We start from the raw sequence: 22,635 nt of genomic DNA, 5'->3' as shown, positions 1-22,635 counted from the left end.
GACCAATTTGCGGCAACGATATTGCCCGACCTGCTATCGACAAATGTTGTAAAATTATGCTAAAAACTGCGCGCCTTGTTTTTGACATAAAAATACTTTTATTATAAAAAAAGCCGCCTAAAACAACAGTATAGCTATTATAAATTATTTTTAAATATTTCACCCATGATCAACTTTTCATAAACAACGAAAACGGGCTCCGGTAAAAGTAAAACCAAAGCAACCACCAAAATATGTGTAATAAAAACAATTAACCATGATTTAATCCATTTATCGCATTCCGATGTTTTACCGGCTCAAGACAACCCCGGTGCTTCATTATATCCACAATTTATAAACCTCAATATTCTATTATGAAACCAAAATGTTTACTTGCCTTGTTGGCCGTTACATGTGCCTCCAGTCTCTGCATGGCACAAACAGCTTCAATTGCCGAAGATTTCAAACCATCAACTTTTAACCAGCCGGGACAAGAGTACCCACAGGTAAACTCGCAAGGCTACGCGCGCTTTCGTATTAAGGCTCCACAGTCCGACAGCATAAAAGTCAGCCTTGGCCTTGGCGGGCGCGGGGGCACCAAACTCACAAAAGGAGCTGATGGGTTCTGGACCGGCACTACAGAAGGCCCGATGGATGAAGGATTTCATTACTACCACTTAACCATCGATGGCGGGGTATTTAACGATCCGGGCACATTAAATTTTTATGGATCCACACGTTGGGAAAGCGGCATTGAGATCCCCGCACACGACCAGGATTTTTATGCGCTTAAAGATGTTCCGCATGGCAATGTACAGCAGATCCTTTTTCCTTCAAAAAGCACTAATACCCAGCGCAGGGCTTTTGTTTACACGCCACCAGGGTACGAAAAGGATAAATCAAAAAAATATCCGGTACTATATCTGCAGCATGGCTGGGGCGAAGATGAAACCGCGTGGAGCAACCAGGGCCATGCCAACCTGATTATGGATAACTTAATTGCAACCGGTAAAATACAGCCATTCATTATTGTAATGACTTACGGCATGACCAACGACGTGAAGCCCGGCCCTGGCGCATTTAAAAGTTTTAAGATTGATCACTTTCAAACAGTTTTAACTGACGAGCTTATCCCCTACGTTGATGCAAGCTTCCGCACACGTGCAGACAGGGCTCACCGTGCGATGGGGGGATTATCAATGGGCGGTATGGAAACGCATATGATAACACTAAACAAGCCCGAGCTTTTTGCCTATTATGCCCTGCTTAGCGGCGGAACTTATTCGCCGGATGAGCTTAAAGACAAAACCAAACCTAAACTGATATTCATAAGCTGCGGCAGCAAGGAACGGCCCGATGGCGTTAAAAATGCCGTGGTTGCCTTAAAAGGTGCGGGATATGACGCGGTATCTTACATTTCTGAAAACACCGCACATGAGTTCCTGACCTGGCGCCGTAGTCTTTACGAACTTGCGCCTTTGCTTTTTAAAGAGTAAATACCAATTACATTCACATGGCCATACACCAAGAAGCCCTGCCGGCAAAATGCCAGCAGGGCTTCTTGGTATAAACAGTCCTCTAAAAATAAAGTATTTAAGGTTGGTTATTTTGATATATCGAAATAACCAACCTTTTTTGCATAATTAACGTTATTATTACTAAACCGATGGCTGAACGATATCCAAGGACTGACAAAGACTTTTTAATCGAATCGATAGTAGGTTTAAAAGACGTTACAGATCGACACACTTTAGCAGGTTTTGCAGATATACCGAACGAAATCTTATACAGGCGTTTCTTTCAGCTAATTGATTTCTTGCAAAAAAAACAATTAACCAACGTCATTAAATACAATGGTCTGTCAGATATAACTATTAATAGTGAGCTAAAAAACTCTGATCTTAACGATGCTGGATTTTATTTTTTACAGTATGCATTAGGGAAATGGGAAAGTCGTTTCCATAAGGATCAAGGAGATACTAAAGAAAGTGAATTCATTGAAAAATGGTATAAGGTATTTGTTAAAAACAATCCTGATCTCTTTTTTTAAATTTACTTTTCTTAATGATCTTGTCTATGAAAAATTTAAACTTCATTTGGTGATTGTACTTAGGTTAAATCCACCTCCCCGATCCCTTTATTCGAAATCGGGGAAGTGATTGTTTAATTTGAAATAATGCTCCTTTAACTTGTTAATTATGCTGACCTAACTGATTAGCAGCTCCTGACAAAACAATGTACTGCGCACAGCCGGCTATTGTAACTTCATTCTCCCCCCAGAAAAACGGCCAGTCTTCCTTATTCTCCGGAAAATCGGGTTTAAGCAGCAGGATACCGGGTACTACGCCACCGGCAATAAACCTGAAGTCAGCCCGGTTATTACCGTAGGTTACTTTTTTTGAACGTACACCGACAGCCGATACAAACGAAAGATTGGAATAAGGATGGCACCCGAAGATATAATTCAAGCCTTTGTAAACATATTCCGGACCGATTATATTAGGGAAATACTTATTGGCGTAATAGTTGGTAATGGCGTAATTGATCACCTGCCCGCTACCACCCCAGCCACCTGGAGTAACCGGCACACCATAGGGATTTTGTTTATCGTACTCATCACATGAAGCCTTGTACTTTTGCATATAGGCTGCGATTTTATCCTGGTAATCTTTATCCATATAAGGGTAAGCGTGCAGCGCGCTTATCATAACAAAGCCGGGAAAGCGATCAAGCATCGGCATAATCAGCTTTTTGAAATGATCTGCATACTGTTGATCTTTGGTTGTGATATACAATTGGAGCGCGGCAAGCATTTCGTTACCGGCAAGGAACCTGTTACGTGCCCGGGCAGCCGAGTCCATGTGCATTTTGAGGCTGTCATCTTCGTGCCAGAGTTTCAAGGCACTTTGCAAACTTTTAGCAGACAGTGTATCATTGTACCCTTTTAACGCCCTGCTGGCAGCGGCAAGGGCGGCGGTAGTCTGGTAGTCCAGTGCTATATTCCTCGTAGTGAACGCCCATCTGTCATCCATGGTACCACTTGATTTACCGTCGGTTTGGTAGGGCTTGAGCGAGGCGTTATAAGGCAGGTTATCTGTTTCGTTAACGGCGTCGCCGAGGTGATGATACTGGTGCAAATTAGGCACTATGATTCCGCGCGCCGGGTGGCCAATGTTCACGACCTGTGCCACCAGGTTAAGCGTACCGTGTTCGATTTGCTGTAAAAGATCAGGCTTTCCGTCGGGGCGGTGTATATCTACATATCGGGTTGGGTAATCTACATATGTTTCGTCGCGATCGATTTTAAAATTCTCCCAGGCTTCAACAAAATTCAGCACAACGCTGCAGTGCGATGGCGTTTCAACATCAAAATCGCCGGCGTCAAACCAACCGCCAACATTAAGCCCGGGGATCCGTTCAAGCGGTTTATATTTGGTATCAGTAGTTGGCCCCATCTGGTACGTATCAAAATGCTGGTGGTTTGGAGGCGCCTGCAAGGCATCATCAAGGAAAGGCGCGCCATGCCATACGCGGTAGGCCTCGTTAACCATCATGTGATCCATCTGAACCGGGAACCAAACATCCATTGTAGGATGCCCTATATTTTCATAAACATTTGCATTGATGGGGAAGGCATTAGTTTTTTGGTCGCCGTAGGCTATCACATATAACCCGGCCTTTTTCACACTGCTGAAATCAAATTTCAAATAATTATAACGGGTAAATTGCCCCCAGCGCTGCACGGCTGTTTTAAGCCGCTCAATGTATTTCCCATCGGGAGTTACCTCAAAAAGTGTGGCGGTTTGTAATGGCGTGTCATTTTTATCCAGTTCTATTACTGCTGTCTTTTGCTGCTCGGGGCGGTAACCTACCTGCGAAAACTCAATTACGGGCGCACGCTTCCAACCAGGTACTGCATTTGGCTCAATATACCAGGTTAATACTTTGCCCGTTTTTCCTGCCGGCAATAAACTGCGCACAATAAACCATCCATTTTGCGCAAGGCTTCGGCCGTCAAACAACTTAAGGTCGGCATCAAACGATTGAATTTTAATGGTACGCTCAGGATCTTCGGGCGCCATCACCAGTGTTTTACCGGTAGCCAATGGCGCGGGCTCGATAAATTCGTTGCGGCCACGATCGTCAAATGTGCCGTGGCCGGCAAACTGCGGGATTTTTTGGCTTGAAGGAAGCATTTTTGTTAAACCTGCCGGGTACAGCGGAAACTCGCCCGGTTTTCCATCAATCAAAAATGTTTTCTCAAAGTAAGCAGATGGTATAATTTCCAGGTTGAAACCTGCCCTGCCTGCTAACTTTTCCGGTACCGGTTTATCAAGGAACAAGTTCAATTCAACGCCATTGCCTTTCGGCATAACGGTGATCCTGGAATCAAAATCATAATCGGCGTAACGCATGGTAACATCAATTTGATGGTTGATGCTATCAACCTTACGGTTAACCAGCGTGGGCACCAGGTCCCATTGCTCGGGTGTGTTTTGCAGCCGTACCGCGCCGCCTGTAATTGTACGCACGCCGTGGTGTATCAGCTCAACACCTGCTGTTTTTTCGTCCTGAAAGATCCCGTTATACTGGTTACTGAATACGAGGACATTTACGCCGGGCGTTTCGAAATAACCCAACTTGTTTAGTTTTAGTTTTTGAGCCGTGCCCCGGAGGGATGACAGGCAAAAAATTAATGCCATCACCATCATGACCGGCTTCGGTAAGTAAATTTTCAATTGCATGGTTTATAAGATTTATTAAAGAAGTTTATTAATCGGAATACCGATTACGGACCGTACGAAAGTATCCGTACAAAAAATGGTTTGCTACCACAATCCAATATTTTGATACCACGAATGTATCTGCATGGCTTCGTTCCAAAAAATGCTATATGATTGTTACAATCAGCCGCAACCAACCGCCGCCGCAAGCATTCCAGATATCCAAAACAAACTGGCCATCAATACAATTAACTATTCAAAAAGAAGAATAGCGGGCGTATTTTCCGGCTTCCTATCCACTTACACAAACCGGGTTGACGGTTCATTTTTCAGGTCTTAAACATTCGTGCTATCATTATCATGATTTGTGTTAACCGCGGCAAAGTGCTTGCCCTACTTTCGGGTATTCCTCAAACGAGCAAAAACTAACACAATTTAACCCGCTTTAGCGTCCTTAATCCGAAAGGCAATCAGTTTAGCGGATTAACTGACAACAAAATTATGAAGAAGATAGCCTACCTCACCGTCATCGGCATTTTGCCTGCCTTGCTGGCCCTTTCACAGCCAGCTCTTAAACATTCACCGGCCGGTTTCGACACTTATCGCGCTGGTATAGCACACGGAAAATTAGACACCGTTACCTACAACTCAAAAACAGTTGATTCCAAACGGCGCGCGGTAGTTTACCTGCCGCCTGGCTATACCGCTAAAAAAACATATCCTGTTTTGTACCTGCTACATGGTATTGGCGGCGATGAATTTGAATGGCTTAACCAGGGCACGCCCCAGGTGATATTGGATAACTTGTATGCCGATAAAAAACTGGAACCAATGATCGTTGTGTTGCCCAACGGCCGCGCCATGAAAGACGACCGTGCCACCGGCAATATAATGGCCCCGGATAAAGTTGCCGCGTTTGCAACTTTTGAGCATGACTTGCTGGATGACCTGATCCCATTTATTCAAAAAAAATATCCAGTTTATACCGACCGCGAGCATCGGGCACTGGCCGGATTATCAATGGGCGGTGGTCAGTCACTTAATTTTGGGCTGGGCAACCTGGATAAATTTGCCTGGGTTGGAGGCTTTTCGTCGGCACCCAACACTAAAAAACCAGAAGAGCTGTTACCTGATCCCGATGCAGCTAAAAGCAAACTTAAGCTGCTTTGGATCTCCTGCGGCGATCACGACGGGTTAATGTCGTTCAGTAAACGTACCCACGATTACCTCGAACAAAAAAATGTGCCGCATATCTTCAATGTCGAGCCGGGAATCCACGACTTTAAAGTTTGGAAAAATGATATTTACCTGTTCTCGCAGTTCCTGTTCAAACCTGTGGATATCGATAAATATAACATGATGATCTCGGGCGGCCCTGCATCTACCAATATCAGAGGCTCAAAATATCCTTTTATCCAGCCCGACCACCGGGTGCTTTTCCGTGTCAAGGCGCCGGATGCTCAAAAAGTTCAGGTTGACCTTGGCAAGAAATATGACATGGTAAAAGACACGGCCGGTTATTGGACAGCTACAACAGATTCAATTGGTGAAGGCTTCCATTATTATTCGTTGATTATAGATGGCGTTGCTACAACCGATCCCTCCAGTCAAACTTTTTATGGCATGGGGCGCATGGCGAGCGGCATTGAAGTACCTTTTGACGGCGGCGATTATTATGCTATTAAAAATGTTCCCCATGGCGATATCCGCATCAAAACTTATTTTTCAACCGTCACCAAATCATGGCGAAGATTGTTCATTTACACTCCGCCCGGTTATGATGCAAGCCAGGTTAAGTATCCTGCATTATATATATTACATGGCGGCGGCGAGGACGAAACCGGCTGGGCAACCCAAGGCAAAACCGATATGATCATGGATAACCTGATTGCGGCCGGGCAAGCGAAACCCATGTTAGTGGTAATGCCCGATGCCAATTTCGGCGGAGGTTTTGGTGAAGCCGGCCTCAAAACCTTTGCAAATGAAATAAAACAATGCATTATTCCCTTTATAGAAAAGAATTACCGGGTTAACCGTACCGCGCAGGGCCGTGCCCTGGCCGGGCTTTCTATGGGCGGGCTCAACACGCTATATACAGGTATCTACAATACTGATACATTCAGTTACCTCGGTGTATTCAGCTCGGGGTGGATTTTACCTGCACAAAACAGCATCGCTGACACGCAGTATGACTTTATGAAGAAAAATGCCGCCAAAATCAACAGCAACCTAAAAGCATTCTGGATTGCCATGGGCGGCAAGGAGGATATCGCGTATAAAAACTGCCAGGTTATGCTGGGCAAGCTGGACGAGATGAAGATAAAACATAGTTATTACGAGTACCCTGGCGGCCATACCTGGCCTGTTTGGCGAAATGATCTTTACAAATTTGCCCCCATCCTGTTTAAATAATTAATGATCAAAAAAATCAGATCAAAGACATTCCGTTCATGAAAAATATTAAGTTCTGGCTATTGCTATTCGGATCAGTACTGGGCTTCACCGGGCGATCCATGGCGCAAAATCCATTGATCAGGGACCAGTTTACGGCCGATCCCTCAGCCCGCGTTTTTGGCGACAGGGTATATGTTTATCCCTCGCATGATATTAAGGCAACACCCGGCCATGGCCGCCCTGGTTGGTTTTGCATGGAAGATTACCACGTTTTTTCATCAGCAAACCTCACCGACTGGACTGATCATGGCATGATCATCAGTCAAACAACAGTGCCCTGGGCCGACCCTGCTTCGTACAGCATGTGGGCTCCCGACTGCATTTTCCGCAACGGCAAATATTATATGTACTTCCCTACTACCATGAAAGGCAGCGAAAACGGTCGCGGCTTTACCATTGGTGTTGCCGTGGCCGATAAACCTTATGGACCGTTTATCCCACAGCCGGAACCTATAAAAGGGGTGCATGGCATCGATCCTAATGTATTTATTGATAAAGACGGACAAGCCTACTTGTATTGGGCACAGGGTAACCTGTATGCTGCAAAACTTAATGAAAATATGCTGGAACTTGCTTCAGAACCAATAATTTTAGCCCAACTGCCTGATAAAGGGCTGAAAGAAGGCCCTTACCTGTTTGAACGCAATGGCATTTATTACCTCACCTATCCGCATGTGGCCAATAAGATTGAGCGACTGGAATATGCTACCGGCAACAACCCGATGGGGCCTTTTAAATTTGCAGGCGTGATCATGGATGAGTCGGCTTCCGGCTGCTGGACCAATCATCAGTCAATCATCCAGTTTAAAAATCAGTGGTACTTGTTTTATCACAACGACGACCTATCGCCGAATTTCGACAAAAACAGATCGATAAGGTGCGACAGCCTGTTTTTTAACGCCGACGGAACGATCAAAAAAGTTATCCCAACCCTACGTGGCGTGGGGATCACCAAAGCCTCAGAAAAAATACAGATAGACAGGTATAGCGATAAGGACAGTACCGTTAAAATCTCCTTTCTTGATACCGCAAAAAGATTTGACGGCTGGAAAACTACGTTCAACAATGCAGGTAGTTGGATCCGTTACAATCGTGTTGACTTCGAAAGCAAAAAGTTTAAAGAATTGCAGATCCTGGCAAATGCAGCAAGTAAAGCAACTATAGAAGTGCGGCTTGGCGATCCCAATGGACGTATATTGGCTTCGGCAAACATTGCCGAAGGGAACGATTGGCAAGTTATACAAACCCGCCTCGCTTCTCTCCCATCTAAAACCGCCAACCTGGTAATAGTATTAAAAAGCGGCACCGGCGTTAATATCGACTGGATAAGTTTCAAATAAATTAAAATCACACCTGCAACTGATCCAACATGAAATTTATAACGATTACAACATTAAAATTTCCGATGTTACTAACGGGATTTGCCGCTCTGGTATCCTTTACGAACCGACAAGCACTACATCATAATACAGATTATGGCCGGACTGCAGTCTCATCACATAAGGCTGATAAAGGTTTGAAAGATTATTACCGAAAGTATTTTCCTATTGGCGTAGCTGTTAACATGGCCGCGATAAACGGACCTGAAGCAGAACTGATTGCAAAGGAGTTTAACAGTGTTACGCCGGAAAACGATATGAAAATGGGACCCATTCATCCGCGCGAAAATGAATATAACTGGAAAAACGCCGACGCCATTGTAGCATTTGCGCAAGAGCACCACATGAAAATCAGGGGCCATAATTTGCTTTGGCATGCGCAGGCACCTGCATGGATGTTTAAAGACAGCACGGGCAAGCAGGTAAGTAAAGATGTGTTACTGAAGCGGCTTAAGGATCATATTACCACGGTAGTCAATCATTTTAAGGGTAAAATATACGCGTGGGACGTAGTTAACGAAGCCATTGATGATAAACCCGACAACTATCTGCGTAACTCATTATGGTACCAGATCTGCGGCGAGGATTTTATTGCCAAAGCGTTTGAATATGCCCATGAAGCCGACCCGGAGGCCCAGCTTTTTTACAACGATTACAACAGTGAGGTTCCATCCAAACGGGATAAGATTTGTAAATTGCTCAGGAACCTTAAAGACGCCGGGGTGCCTGTAACAGGAGTAGGTTTGCAGGGCCACTGGAAATTAAATGACCCCAGTTTGCAACAAATAACTGAAGCTATGGATAAGTATGCAGCACTTGGATTAAAGCTGCAGATCACGGAGCTGGATGTTACGGTACGTACTGGCCCACCGCGTAAAGCAGGCGATCAAACGCTAACGGATTCCGCTTATACGGAAACTATGGCCGCTCAGCAAACCGAAAGGTATAAGGCCATTTTTGAAATATTCAGGAAATACAAAAAGGTAATAACCGGGGTTACATTTTGGAATGTGTCAGACCGGTACAGCTGGCTTGATTTCCGTGGTGGCGGTATTGCCGGAGGCGCAGCTGCGACCGAGGGCACAAGCCGCAAAGTTATCAAAGCCTACCCGCTGTTGTTTGATGAAAAACTTCAGCGAAAAAAGGCATATTGGGAAGTGGTTAACTTTTAACGTAAAATGAATGAAAACAAAAAATATCGCATTTCTTAAACTGACAGTTACCTGCCTTTTATGGCGACTGGCAATTATGCCTTTAAACGCGCAAACAGCACAAAATCCTATCATATATGCAGACGTTCCGGATGTATCGATGATCAGGGTTGGCGATACTTATTATGCAAGCAGCACCACAATGCATCTTAATCCGGGGCTGCCAATCATGAAATCAAAAGATTTGGTGAACTGGCATATCGTGAGTTACGCGTATAATACGCTTGATGGTGGGGATGCCCTTAACCTGGCAAACGGAGCAAACGCATATGGCAGGGGCTCATGGGCAAGCAGCTTGCGTTATCATAACGGTACTTTTTATGTTTCCACATTTTCGGGCACTACCAATAAAACCTATATCTACGCCACAAAAAACATTGAAGAAGGCCCATGGAAAGAAATGTCCTTTAAACCGGCATTACATGACCACTCGCTTTTTTTTGATGATGACGGCAAAGCTTATATGATCTATGGGAGCGGCAAGATCATGCTGGCCGAACTGAATGATGACCTGTCTGGCGTCAATCCTGATAAAAAACTGCAAATCCTGATCGAGAATGCAAGCGCTGCTGCCGGTCCCAATATTGGTTTGCCTGCCGAAGGCTCACAACTGTTCAAAATTAAGGGGAAATATTACCTTTTCAATATCAGCTGGCCTAAAGGGGGAATGCGTACCGTTTTAATCCACCGGGCCGACAAGTTGACCGGTCCTTATGAAGGGCAGGTAGGGCTTCAGGATAAAGGCGTGGCCCAGGGCGGGCTTATCAATACCCCAAAAGGCGATTGGTATGCCTATTTATTTCGTGATTTTGGCGCCGTTGGCCGGGTGCCGTACCTGGTACCGGTTACCTGGACAGATGGATGGCCTGTATTGGGTATTGATCACAAAGCACCTGATACGCTGGATTTACCTGCAAATAAAAGCCTGATGCCGGGTATTGTATCCCCGGATGAATTTAGCCGTAAAAACGGCGAGCCAGTGCTGCCGTTGGTATGGCAATGGAACCACAATCCGGACGATCAGTTATGGTCGTTAAAAAAGCGGCCCGGCTACCTGAGATTGACCACCGGGCGACTGGACAGCACAGTACTATCGGCACGTAACACATTAACGCAGCGCACTATTGGCCCTCAATGTTCAGGAACAACTTTAATTGATGTCGCCAATATGAAAGATGGAGACTTTGCAGGTTTGGTTTTACTGCAAAAAAAGTACGGCTTCGTTGGTGTAAAATCAGATCATGGATCCAAACAAGTAGTTATGATCAGCGCACAATCCGGATCGGCTATTGAAGCGGCCAGTATACCTCTAAAGCAAACAACCATTTACCTTAAAGCAAGCTGCGATTTTACTAACCGGGCAGATAAAGCCTACTTTTTTTATAGTCTCGACGGGCGCAAATGGGAACCTATTGGCACACCGCTGCAAATGGTTTATACCCTCCCCCATTTTATGGGATATCGCTTTGGCCTGTTTAACTATGCAACCAGGCAATCGGGCGGTTATGTTGATTTTGATTTTTTCCACATCAGCAATGCACAATAAAACAATTATGCATCAGCCCGATCATTATTTCAGAATAATTAAGGAATACCAACAATGACAAAAAAGCTACTATTCTTATCTGCTTTATGTTTAAGTGCATTCAGCGGTTTACAGGCGCAAACCCGCCTCAACCTGGATCTTACCAAAGGGGTGAACGTAAGTCCGAAGCTTTACGGGCTTATGACCGAGGAGATCAATCATTCCTATGACGGAGGTTTATATGCCGAACTGATCCGTAACCGGGTTTTCAAGGATAACCCAAACCAGCCCGAAGGCTGGAGTGTTGTTCAGGATGGCGATAGCAAGGCATCGATACAGCTCATTGGTGCCGATCCGGCTAATGTGCCTTTTGATCAGGGGCGCAATGCTATTAACGCAGCGCTTACCACCTGCCTTAAGCTTACGGTTAGCCAGGCAAATGGTAACCGCACGGGCATTGCCAACAACGGCTTTTGGGGTATTCCGGTTACACCCTCAACTACTTATCGCTGCTCATTTTATATCAAAACCGGAACTGTCAATTTTCCGCGGGGTAACAGGCCTGATGCTGCTCCGCCTGCAACAGCAGTTACAGAAGATGGCCCCGGTATTATCAACATTAGTTTGGAAAGCACCGATGGCAAAACAATTTACGCAAGGGGCACAATCAACCTCGAAAAAAGCACGTACTGGAAAAAGCATGAGTTAACCATCACAACTGCTGCAAATATCAAACCTACTGCCGACGCGCGTTTTGTGATTTCATCTACCCGGACAGGCACTTACTATTTTAACCTCGTTTCCTTATTTCCCCCAACGTATAAAAACAGGCCAAATGGCAATCGCATTGATTTAATGCAGATGATGGCCGATATGAAACCTACCTTTCTACGCTTTCCGGGCGGCAACTTTTTAGAGGGGCCGTACCTGGGTGATGCCTTTCCATGGAAAACAACCTTAGGCCTGCTGGAACAGCGCCCCGGCCATACAGGCAGCTGGGGTTACCGTGCAAGCGACGGCATGGGTTTGCTGGAATTTTTAGAATGGTGTGAAGATTTAAAAATGGAACCGCTTTTAGCAGTTTTTGCCGGTTACTCGTTACGTGGTGACCACATAGATGCGGGGCCTTTATTGGAGCCATATATTAAAGACGCGCTGGATGAAATTGAATATTGTATCGGCGATACCAAAACTTACTGGGGTGCAAAACGGGCTGCCGACGGTCATCCCGCCCCTTTTAAACTCACAGATATAGAGATAGGCAATGAGGACTGGTTCGACAGGTCGCATAGCTACGATGGGCGCTTTAAACAATTTCAGGCTGCTATAAAAGCTAAATATCCCCAGTTACGCTGTATCTCAACCATTGAAAGTTATAAGCCCGACAAGGTAACCAGTGTTAAACCCGAAATGGTTGACGAGCATTATTACCAATCGGCCTGGCAGATGGAAGAAGACGCGGCGAAGTACGATAGCTATGACCGTGCAACCAGCCCTAAAATATTTGTAGGCGAATGGGCCACCCGCGAAGGCGCGCCTACCACTAACCTGAATGCAGCCCTCGGAGATGCTGCCTGGATGACCGGAATGGAACGCAACAGCGACCTGGTAGAGCGGTCATGCTATGCACCATTATTTGTGAACGTAAACCAGGCGGGCAATGGCCAGCCTAAAGCATGGCAATGGGACTCTGATCTGATTGGTTATACAGCCCTTAAAAGTTATGGCTCACCATCTTATTATGTACAAAAGATGTTCGGCAGCTACCTTGGTACCAAGGTGGTGCCAATAACAGCCGAAAATGCCCCCTTACGCAAACCGGCAGTTAAAGACACCGCCGGCATAAGCCATTGGCCGGCAAACGCGCGGCGCCCTAAGGCCGAGCGTCCGGCGTTATTTTTTGTTTGTACCCAGGATGCTAAAAACGTGTATCTGAAGGTGGTAAATACCGACGATATGGCCCGGGAAATCGACATCAGCCTAAAAGGCGGAGATGTGGCTGCAAATGGCACCCTGGTAGTACTAAAGGGCGATAAACCGGAAGATACCAATACAATTGACGAGCCGACGAAAATCGTCCCGGTTACGTCGACCATAACCGGGCTTGGCCGGTCATTCAAACACACCTTTCAGCCTTACTCTGTCAACGTCATCAGGCTGTCGAAGCGCAAATAGGTCATTGAGCTGAAGTTCAATTCAAATATATTATCAAATATGAAAAGCCGGCCTCCCGGCTTTTCGCATTTAATTTAAGTTTTCGGGCGAATGGGCTTGCCCTCTTCACCTGGCCTGAACCAATAGTTAATTTGCCCCCGCGATGCCATAAGGGAGGGTTTATCTTATATATCCATAGCACCAGAGGGGGGTTAACAGGGTTAACACATTTCAGAAATATACTTACAAACGCCTGATAATCAATAAAATAAAATTAACCGGGGTTACACTATTTTCTTCATCAACAAGCAATTTACAAATAACACGTTGTTAATCAGTCACATACACAAAACTACAGAGTTAACACGATATATTTGCTAAAAATATTAGCAAATTCATAATAAATTCCCGATCTTTATTTAAAAGATTGCCGAACGTGATGGAACCTGAAAATACCTTATCAAATTTAACGCCTTCAAGAGAGAAGCTCGACCGTGTATTGGGTCTGCAAAAGATCACCTTAACAGATATTGAAGATTTGAACGATGCTGAGCGCAATTACATTGCCGAATTTAGTACCGAAATGCTTCAACGATTAACGGATGAAGAACGGGACAAGTTTATAGATAAAATAGCGGAGATCATGCTGCCATCAACAAATGAGCAGATCTGGGAACATAACCACTTAGTTATTAGCCGGGCAATCGAAAGGCTGATTGCCCAAAATGGCTCCATGCCCCCTAAATTTGTAATAGCCCGGGAGTGCGGCCTGAGCCGGCAAACTGTTGCCAAACACCTTACAGGCTATAAAACACACCCGCAATACCTTGCCGAAATGGAGCAGTTTAAATATATGGTCCCTAAAATACTGGCCAATGTTTGTAAGCTTGCCTGCAACGGCGATGTAAAGGCTGCCCGGCTTTATTTTGAAACGGTGGGCGCTATAAATAAACGCCGGCCCAACACCGTTATCAACGAACAAAACAACTACCTGCAAATAAACAAGACCATATTAAGCCAGGAAAATCTGAAACAGCTGAGCAAGGAGCAGCTGAATCAAATTGAGCTGATTGTTAGTGGGATTGGGGGGAAGTGAGTTTTAGGTTTATGCCGGGGGGTGATGTATTGATTGCTTGATCCGGCTGGTGTTTTGTCACTTATATAGTTGAGACAGTCACGAGTACCCACCAAAACATCAAATGTTGCGTACTCCGCCGGTTAGCGAGAATTTAAAGTCATTAAACATCTACAATTTCAATTTTGACTATATCTTTGCATATAGCACTCTTTTTTATAAGATATTCTAATGTCCTTTTAAAATTCCTTATCTCGCGGTATTCCAACACCTGTTCGCGTGTATTCTTTCCTAAGTGTTCTTTAGCGGAATACAAATCGATAGCCATATTCAAAGCATTTAATGTATAAGGTATATCAACTAAGTGCATTTCGCCATGTTCGGCTTTGGAGATATCAACGGAGAAGTCATAATCTCGAATATCATCTTGTGGAGCAACTTGTAATTTCACCCATCCACTTTTCAATCTTTTGCCCGCAACCTTATTAAACATATCGTCACTAAGATCATCGGGTATAAGAATTGTAAATGTCAAAGCCTTGATGAAAAAGACATCTCCATTTTTTAAAGCAAACTCTTTTTTATCTCTCTTATCTTCTAATAAACGTTTGACTGTTTTCTCGACAAAATTTTTGAAGTAACCATAGGCTAAAGCTGTAGAAGGTAAAAAGCCGAGATCAAATGTATCCTCTTTCGATTTGATATGCTCTCGAATACTTTCAGCGCAGTTATCGACGGAAGCAATAAAATCAACATCTCCTTGACTCGATAAAAAAGGAAATGTTACCCCTAACAAATCTGTCGGGATCTTCGACCCTTTTTCAAGGATATATATAGCTCGTGATGCGCCCAAGCCGCCAGTAAATAATCCAAATTCAAATAAAACGTTATCTCTTGCGCCTTTGCTACTTTTCTTTCGTGAAACGATGGTATCGTCCGCAGTTGCAATAATCACGGCATAATCATATAATGCAATTTTAGAGGTTAAATTTGAGAAATTGCTTTTTACATTATCAAAAGCATTTGTCCATATCGTGATTTCTACCAAATCATTTAAACGTTCTTTTAACGCCTCAGCTATGTATAGCCCTTCCTTTGAAGAACCAATAAAAACATGTGGTTTGAAGTCCATAAATTATATTTTTTTGTGATCAACGTAAGGATGTAGCCATTTACCTTTTAGCAGATAAAGCTCGTAATAAAGATACCATTCATGTGTCCAAGGTATGATTGTATTATACAAATTAGACAAGCTGGTAAAGCTGTAATCTTTAGGATAATATAAACACAAGCTGTGATCACTACTGTACATATGAATATCATTATTATAGATAATTCGGGGCTCGCAGGTGAATACTTTTGGTCTCAAACCAGGCGTAAATCTTAATTTATACCGATAAATTGCTGAATACTCGCTTGGTTGACAAAAGCCTACTGCAAACAATGTATTGCCACGAATAGCCACATTCAAAAAATCATATGCTTTTTCAAGTAAATATTTTTCGTTAAATAATACCTTGATTGGGTTGATACCTTTAAAGGGTAAATACAATTTCTTAGCCCCCATAATTTCTGTGTGCTAAGTGTGCAACTCCTGTTGTAGAATTAATGTTCCCGCTCCTTCCTAAATAAGCCCCAGAGGTAACGATCCCAGCCGAAGCTAAAAGTGCAGATTGACGTTTCTCATCTTCCTTACTCAGGCCTTCTGGAAATCTATCGCCTAAATACTTACGCCATACTTTTGACGCCTCAAACTGATCTTCTTCGTCGACGGCTTTCTGTGCATCATCGCAAAACAATGTCAACTCTTCTAAAAAATTATCTTTTACTAAGTTTAGCAGTTAAATCATCGAACGGTTCGACTGGAGCATAACAACTAACTGAAAATTGTATTGCAGACTTAATGCCCTTTAATAAATTTAAAAAGCATTTATCATCACGCCCGTCTTCTATTGAAAAGTGTCTCGCTGCCCAAACTGCTAATGCAATCCCACTTGGCATTTTTCCTTGTGATTTACGTTTAGATGTCCAACCTTTTAAATACTTTATCATTCTTATAAATTGGCCGTCAGCATCTTTAAATTGAGTCAACCAAGTAATCATGTGCCATGGATCGTCTTTGAGCCAATCTTCTCCTTTTACCGCCATGTAAGCATAATCCTCGCCTTCAACCTCATAGTATGCAGGAAAATCAATATTGTATTCACATTGAAACAGCACACGGACACATTTTTTACGATGTTGTGCACCATCTTTCGTATGGTCTTTAACTGCATCATATATATAGCCTTGAACAGTCTCACCACTTACATTAGGTTTGCCGGGTAAATAAACACCCCTGTCAGAATCAAACGTACTATCTTCCTTAATTATAATAGTTTTGAATTTAGGTGCATCAGAGCCTTGTGTAAAAAAGGTAGGGTACACGCCAAGTTTATCGTAAAGCTTGTTAGATATTTTAGTCTCCAAAGATTTACGAGAGGTTTTCATTTTCTGACGCTGAATACTTGTCGGAGTGATAACTTTGTTGTAATCCAAAAATAAGTTGTTACAATCTGCCATAATTTTCAACTTTAAAAAAACGTTCTAATAATCAATTAATACCCAAAGCTAATTATAACATTTTTGTGATTTTGTGAAATTTTCACAAAATATACATTTAATTATCCACAATTAAACATATATATTTGATTCGAGTGAGAAATCACCGATAATGTGTTAATAACTAATACCATGCTTATTGAATTTTCAGTCGAAAATTACCTTTCTTTCAAAAACAACACCCGGTTCCGAATGGATGCCGGTACCATAAAAGAAAATCCGGGTAACATTTTTTACCCAATTTTTATGCGTGATTTAAAGCTTGTTAAATGTGGAATTGTCTATGGTGCCAACGCAACCGGAAAAAGCAATTTATTGAAAGCCTTTCAGTTCATGCAACAGTTCGTCTTAACTTCTTCCAAAGAAAGTTTGGCAAATCAAGAAATAGATACACAACCGTTTCGTTTAACCAAGAGTCGGCTTTCATACCCAAGTTCATTTGAAGTTATTTTTGTACTTAAAGAAATAAGATATAGATACGGTTTCATAATAAGCCGTAAAGAGATTCATCATGAATGGCTTTACATGACAGACAAACGAAAAGAGGAAGAGCTTTTTAAAAGACACGCCAACACCCTTAACGTGGATAAACGATTACTAAATGAACCAAAAAATAAAATCGATGTATTAAGGGAACTGGTTAGGTCAAACGCTCTGTTTATTTCGGTTTTGGCGCAATTCAACGTATCCATTGGCTTGAGTATATCGCAATGGTTTTCGAATTCTTTAGTGTTGTTTGACGGGGATAATGAACGATTGATTAACCACACGGGCAATCTCTTAAAGAACCCCGTTTATCGTGAACGCATACATGATATTATTTTAAAATCTGATTTGAATTTTTTAGGGATAGAGGCCGCAATAAAGGAAAAGGCATCAAAAATGGGAGTGTCTGAAAGTTTTGTTAACTTCATGTTTACGGCTGACGAGAGCTTTCATCTCAAGACTTCTCACAAAGTTTTTGACGATCAAAATAAACACACCGATACTACATTATTTGACCTGGTTAAAGATGAATCCCTGGGGACTCAAAAATATATTGCTTTGTTAGGGGTTATTCTTGAAGCACTTATTGAAAGGAAAATACTCTGGATTGACGAATTAGATTCGCGTTTTCACGAACATTTGCTTAAAATGATTATTGGCTTATTTAATTCTAATAATAACAATCCAAATGGAGCCCAGTTAATATGTACCTGTCACAACACCTCTCTATTAAAGAAGTTTATACGCCGTGATCAAATGGTATTTGCCGAACGTGATGAAACAGGCGCAACCAGTATTAGTAGTTTGTATTTTAAAGACCCATCTGTTAGAAACGATGCGTCATTTGATAAAGACTATACCAGCGGTAAATATGGTGCCATCCCTAAATTAGATCAATTAAATTTATTCAATTCATTAGATTCTGAATGATTCGTAGCCTCAAGAGCAGAAAGCCTACTTAACTTCATAAAGGGACAACGGAACTGCCCTGCCATAAAGCGAAGCCCCCGCTGCGGCAAGCGTACGCTTGTGGCCCGTGTTCAGGTAAATAAAGTTTTATTTAAACCAATTTTCTGGGTTGAGGAGATCACAACACAAGATGCAGAGCAAAACGATCAGCATGCTGGCTACGCACACCATTTATAAAAATGCACACCAAGGTTTTTTTAAAAACTAAAGATACTTCAAAAACACCCTTTAACCGGAGCTCCGGGCACTTTTTCGCATCGACCAATTAAATAAATGTTAAATAATTTTACGAAAAGTAAAATACATCAATAATTATAGTTATATTGCACACTTATTAATAACAATATAATGCAACAAGGAACAGTAAAATTTTTTAATGAAGCCAAAGGTTTCGGATTTATCACACCTAATAATGGTGGCAGCGAAATCTTCGTTCATTCAACAGGTCTGATTGACAATGTTCGTGAGAACAGCGCCGTTAGTTATGACGTTGAAGAAGGCCGTAAAGGTCCGAATGCAGTAAATGTAAAAATAGCTTAATCACTATATCATCATTTTAAAAGCATCCTCCCACCCGGGGGGATGCTTTTTTGTTACACTTAATCAAAAACATGGGTAGATCCACCGAAACATTTAACAAGAAAGAGCGCGAAAAGAAAAAGCTCAAAAAACAACAGGACAAAAAAGAAAAGGCCGAAGATCGTAAAGCCAACGCTGTTAAAGGACAGGGCTTTGAAGATATGCTGGCTTATGTTGACGCAAACGGCAACATTACCTCCGTGCCCCAGGACCCCGGTAATCGGAAAAAGGTATTGGCGCAGGACATCCTCATTGGTACGCCAAAACAGGAGGAAGTTGAAGTAGAAATTGTAAGAAAAGGCACAGTAACATTCTTTAATGAATCTAAAGGGTTCGGTTTCATCAAAGATCTGCAAACCCAGGAAAGCATTTTTGTTCATGTCAACGCGGCTTCTTTTGCCATCAAAGAAAATGACAAAGTTACCTTTGAAATAGAACAGGGGCAAAAAGGGCCTACCGCTGTCAAAGTCGCTAAAGCGAACTAAGCCGTAATTAACCACTGCAACAACAAATGAGGTATATACTCATACAATAAATAGCAATGACCGACAAACAAACAGCACACTACAAAGCCAGCGAATATATTTATGACCTGGGAAATACCGCTCTGGAAAATGGTTTTAAACCCAATGAACATTGGGAGGTACAAATGGCTACCGCCGCTGAGAAAAAAGCTTTTGAGAAACAGTACTATCCTACAGTAGCGACAAGCGTACTGCCCGAACTGTTAAAAGCGACTTTTGCCCTGGTAAAAACGCAATTGAACCAGGTGATGAAGGCACAAACAGTGATACCGTCAGATCGTTTCGCCCCCGAGCCGGTGTACGAATACCTGGTTGCCTTTAATTTAAACCGCGTAAGGCGTTAACACTGATAGTTTCCCAAACTGGCGCGGGTATGCAGGGCTGGGTTGAGACGCGGCATACTCGTGAGTTTCAAAGTAAAAAAGTGATTTTCACCCATATTTTCGCACCTTAAATTGCAAACATCTACCTCAGCCTGATTATCTTACGGGATTATTTGAATTGACTGAATGACCCGTACACTTTTACTCTTTCTACTGGCCCTGTTACCCCTGGGCGGCTTTGCGCAGCAGTTTACGCTGATAGTTGTTAAAGAAAATGCCCAGCCCGCCGATGGCGCCACCATTAAACTGATCCAGGCTAATAAGCAGGTCAGTATGATCGTAACTAACGCCCGCGGCCAGGCCAGGTTTCAGAACATTACGCAGGGAGCATTCAGCTTCTCGGTAACTTATATGGGTTATCAGCCCCGAACCACCCGCAGCTATACCATTGCGGAGAATATCAAGCAGGATACCATCCGCATACAAGCCCTGAGTACTGTACTAAAAGAGGTGAACATCACCGCCAAAACGCCGCCGGTAGAAGTGAAGCAGGGAAAGGTGATCGTAAACGTTGATGCCTCGGTAACCAATGTGGGCGCCACGGTACTGGAGGTATTGGAGAAATCGCCGGGGGTAATGGTCGACCGTAATGGCGGCATTTCTTTACAAGGCAAGCCCGGGGTGCTGGTGATGATAGACGGCAAACCAACCTACCTCTCCGGCGCCGACCTCAACAACCTGCTCAGCAGCATGAGCTCCACCCAGGTAGCGCAGATTGAACTGATTGCCAATCCTACGGCCAGGTATGATGCCAGCGGCAATGCGGGGATCATCAACATTAAAACCAAAAAGAACCGGCAAAAGGGTTTCAACGGGTCCGTTACGGTCACGGCGGCGCAGGGTGTTTACTTCAAAACCAATAACACGCTCACGCTCAATTACCGCGCCGGGCGGGTCAGCACTTTCTTTAATTACAATATCAGCCGGCAGAAGTATCTTACCAACCTGTACGCGCTGCGTAAATACACCGGCGCCGACGGAGCGACCACCGCAACGCTGGACCAGCCATCACACTTCACCGGCACACTGCTGAACAATACGGCCAAAGCGGGGTTGGACTATGAAGTTTCGCCTAAAACAACGGTTGGCATTGTGCTTGGCGGAACCATGATCCACCGCGAGGGTAACAATACGGCTTCGGCGCGCTGGCTCAACTCCAGTGGCGCGGCAGATTCGGTCATCGCTACCGATAACGCCAACAACAGCCGGTTTAAAAACGGCCAGGTGAGCCTGAGCCTCCGCCATGCCATCAGCAAAACCCAGGACATCAGCGCTGATGCCGACTGGCTGCACTACAACATTACCAGCGATCAGAATTTTAACAACCGCCTGCAAACCACCGGCGGTTATAACGAGTCTACACGCGCCAACATCCCCACCGGCATCAACATACTCTCGGGCAAAGCCGACTATACGCTTAAAACCGACAGCGATGGCCAATTTCAGGCGGGCTGGAAATCGGCACACAGCAGTACCGATAATTCTGCCGGTTATCAAAACCTCAATGCGGGCCAATGGACTGACGACCTGACCCGCAGTAACCATTTCCTTTATAGTGAGAATATCCACGCCATATACACGCAATGGGAACGCAAGCATAAGGACATTTCCTACCAGTTAGGTTTGCGTTATGAGCATACCGATTATCACGCCCATCAACTGGGTAATGTGCTGCAAAAAGATTCGGCCTTTTCGCGCAACTACGGCAGCTTTTTTCCCAGCGGCTATTTCAGTTACCAGGCTGATACTGCCAATAGCTTTACTTTAACAGTAAGCCGCCGCATTGATCGCCCGGTTTACCAAACGCTTAATCCCTTCTATTTTATCATTAACAAGTACACCTATCAAACCGGCAACCCCTACATTTTGCCGCAATACAGCTGGAACCTGGAGCTGAGCCATCAATACAAAAACCTGCTCACCACCACCCTATCTTACAATAATATCAACAACTACTTTTCGCAGATCTTTTTGAGCGACCCTACCCTTGCGGGCATCTTGCTGTATACACAGGGCAACGTGGGGCGCACGTATATCATCGGCGTATCCGAAGCTGTCACGGCCTCCCCCACCAACTGGTGGACGCTAACCGCACAGGCACTGTACAATTACAAAAAGCTGAGCGGCTTTAACGGCAATCATTACACCTCAGATATTAACCAGCTTAACCTCAACGCCAGCAACCAGTTTACCATGGGCAAACGTTTTACAGGCGAGCTATCGGGCTTTTACACCACCCGCGCCCGCAACGATGTGCAGGAACGGCTATACCCTACCGGGCAACTATCGGCAGGGCTGGGCATGTCGGTACTTAAAAAGAAGGCCACCCTGAAGTTGAGCATGCGCGATATATTCTATACCAACGCCATGGAAGGCTTAACGCAGTTCCCTAACGCCACCGAGTATTTTAAGATTAAGCGTGATAGCCGCGTGGTGGTGCTTGCGTTCACCTATCGTTTCGGCAAAACCTTCAAAACGGCCAAGCGCGACAATGGTGCCACCGATGAAATGCAGCGTGTATGGAACGGGTAAAAACCCCACCCAAACCCTCCCCGGAAGGGAGGGCTTAAAAAAATTTAGATCAAAAAAGTC

At 43.9% G+C, this 22,635-nt stretch carries 17 protein-coding genes; 13 read left to right on the top strand and 4 right to left on the bottom strand.

Going from position 1 to position 22,635, the window contains the following annotated elements; translation table 11 throughout:
• The first annotated feature begins 353 nt into the window (after positions 1-353).
• Positions 354-1,475, top strand: coding sequence for an alpha/beta hydrolase-fold protein (locus BLS28_RS07415; RefSeq protein ID WP_091164058.1), 1,122 nt, complete (start codon positions 354-356; stop codon positions 1,473-1,475).
• A 170-nt stretch (positions 1,476-1,645) separates the two neighbouring features.
• A complete protein-coding gene (locus BLS28_RS07410; RefSeq protein WP_091164055.1) occupies positions 1,646-2,029 on the top strand; it encodes a hypothetical protein in 384 nt (127 codons plus the stop codon).
• A 142-nt stretch (positions 2,030-2,171) separates the two neighbouring features.
• Here the strand turns inward: BLS28_RS07410 and BLS28_RS07405 are convergent, their stop codons facing one another.
• Positions 2,172-4,718 (bottom strand): glycoside hydrolase family 9 protein, encoded by a 2,547-nt coding sequence (locus BLS28_RS07405; RefSeq protein WP_218134375.1) that lies wholly within the window; start codon positions 4,716-4,718, stop codon positions 2,172-2,174.
• A 486-nt stretch (positions 4,719-5,204) separates the two neighbouring features.
• Between BLS28_RS07405 and BLS28_RS07395 the strand changes: the two genes are divergently transcribed.
• The 6 genes from BLS28_RS07395 to BLS28_RS07370 all read left to right on the top strand — a co-directional run bounded on the left by BLS28_RS07395 (position 5,205) and on the right by BLS28_RS07370 (position 14,522).
• The gene (locus tag BLS28_RS07395) at positions 5,205-7,115 is read left to right on the top strand and encodes an alpha/beta hydrolase-fold protein (protein ID WP_091164049.1); all 1,911 of its coding nucleotides are present in this window, start codon (positions 5,205-5,207) and stop codon (positions 7,113-7,115) included.
• Positions 7,116-7,153: 38 nt separating this feature from the next.
• Positions 7,154-8,497, top strand: coding sequence for a family 43 glycosylhydrolase (locus tag BLS28_RS07390; protein ID WP_091164047.1), 1,344 nt, complete (start codon positions 7,154-7,156; stop codon positions 8,495-8,497).
• Between the two features lie 176 nt (positions 8,498-8,673).
• Complete coding sequence (locus BLS28_RS07385) at positions 8,674-9,708, top strand: endo-1,4-beta-xylanase (RefSeq protein ID WP_256337366.1); 1,035 nt, start codon at positions 8,674-8,676, stop codon at positions 9,706-9,708.
• Between the two features lie 10 nt (positions 9,709-9,718).
• Positions 9,719-11,293: a glycoside hydrolase family 43 protein gene (locus BLS28_RS07380; RefSeq protein WP_091164045.1), complete on the top strand. Its 1,575-nt coding sequence runs from the start codon at positions 9,719-9,721 to the stop codon at positions 11,291-11,293.
• A gap of 54 nt (positions 11,294-11,347) precedes the next feature.
• Positions 11,348-13,447 (top strand): alpha-L-arabinofuranosidase family protein, encoded by a 2,100-nt coding sequence (locus BLS28_RS07375; protein ID WP_091164043.1) that lies wholly within the window; start codon positions 11,348-11,350, stop codon positions 13,445-13,447.
• A gap of 418 nt (positions 13,448-13,865) precedes the next feature.
• Complete coding sequence (locus BLS28_RS07370) at positions 13,866-14,522, top strand: helix-turn-helix transcriptional regulator (RefSeq protein ID WP_091164040.1); 657 nt, start codon at positions 13,866-13,868, stop codon at positions 14,520-14,522.
• Positions 14,523-14,664: 142 nt separating this feature from the next.
• On the opposite strand, the gene BLS28_RS07365 is transcribed toward BLS28_RS07370, so the two are convergent.
• The 3 genes from BLS28_RS07365 to BLS28_RS07350 form a co-directional block, all read right to left on the bottom strand.
• Entirely contained in the window at positions 14,665-15,633 is a 969-nt protein-coding gene (locus BLS28_RS07365; RefSeq protein WP_091164037.1) for an STING domain-containing protein, read from the bottom strand.
• A 3-nt stretch (positions 15,634-15,636) separates the two neighbouring features.
• A complete protein-coding gene (locus BLS28_RS07360; protein ID WP_091164034.1) occupies positions 15,637-16,068 on the bottom strand; it encodes a type II CBASS E2 protein in 432 nt (143 codons plus the stop codon).
• Between the two features lie 251 nt (positions 16,069-16,319).
• Complete coding sequence (locus BLS28_RS07350) at positions 16,320-17,063, bottom strand: cyclic GMP-AMP synthase DncV-like nucleotidyltransferase (RefSeq protein ID WP_091164029.1); 744 nt, start codon at positions 17,061-17,063, stop codon at positions 16,320-16,322.
• 171 nt (positions 17,064-17,234) lie between these two features.
• Between BLS28_RS07350 and BLS28_RS07345 the strand changes: the two genes are divergently transcribed.
• The 5 genes from BLS28_RS07345 (at position 17,235) to BLS28_RS07325 (ending at position 22,575) form a co-directional block, all read left to right on the top strand.
• Positions 17,235-18,518: an AAA family ATPase gene (locus BLS28_RS07345; protein WP_143020711.1), complete on the top strand. Its 1,284-nt coding sequence runs from the start codon at positions 17,235-17,237 to the stop codon at positions 18,516-18,518.
• Between the two features lie 387 nt (positions 18,519-18,905).
• Complete coding sequence (locus BLS28_RS07340; protein ID WP_090527544.1) at positions 18,906-19,097, top strand: cold-shock protein; 192 nt, start codon at positions 18,906-18,908, stop codon at positions 19,095-19,097.
• A gap of 71 nt (positions 19,098-19,168) precedes the next feature.
• On the top strand, positions 19,169-19,621 hold the full coding sequence (locus BLS28_RS07335) for a cold-shock protein (protein ID WP_091164023.1): 453 nt from the start codon (positions 19,169-19,171) through the stop codon (positions 19,619-19,621).
• A gap of 56 nt (positions 19,622-19,677) precedes the next feature.
• The gene (locus BLS28_RS07330; RefSeq protein ID WP_091164020.1) at positions 19,678-20,004 is read left to right on the top strand and encodes a hypothetical protein; all 327 of its coding nucleotides are present in this window, start codon (positions 19,678-19,680) and stop codon (positions 20,002-20,004) included.
• A 165-nt stretch (positions 20,005-20,169) separates the two neighbouring features.
• Positions 20,170-22,575 (top strand): outer membrane beta-barrel protein, encoded by a 2,406-nt coding sequence (locus BLS28_RS07325; RefSeq protein WP_091164018.1) that lies wholly within the window; start codon positions 20,170-20,172, stop codon positions 22,573-22,575.
• Positions 22,576-22,635: the final 60 nt, after the last annotated feature.

Source organism: Mucilaginibacter gossypii (assembly GCF_900100945.1).
Lineage (GTDB): Bacteria > Bacteroidota > Bacteroidia > Sphingobacteriales > Sphingobacteriaceae > Mucilaginibacter > Mucilaginibacter gossypii.
Note: the sequence above shows the minus strand (reverse complement) of the source record. Positions and strands in the feature narration are given on the sequence as shown.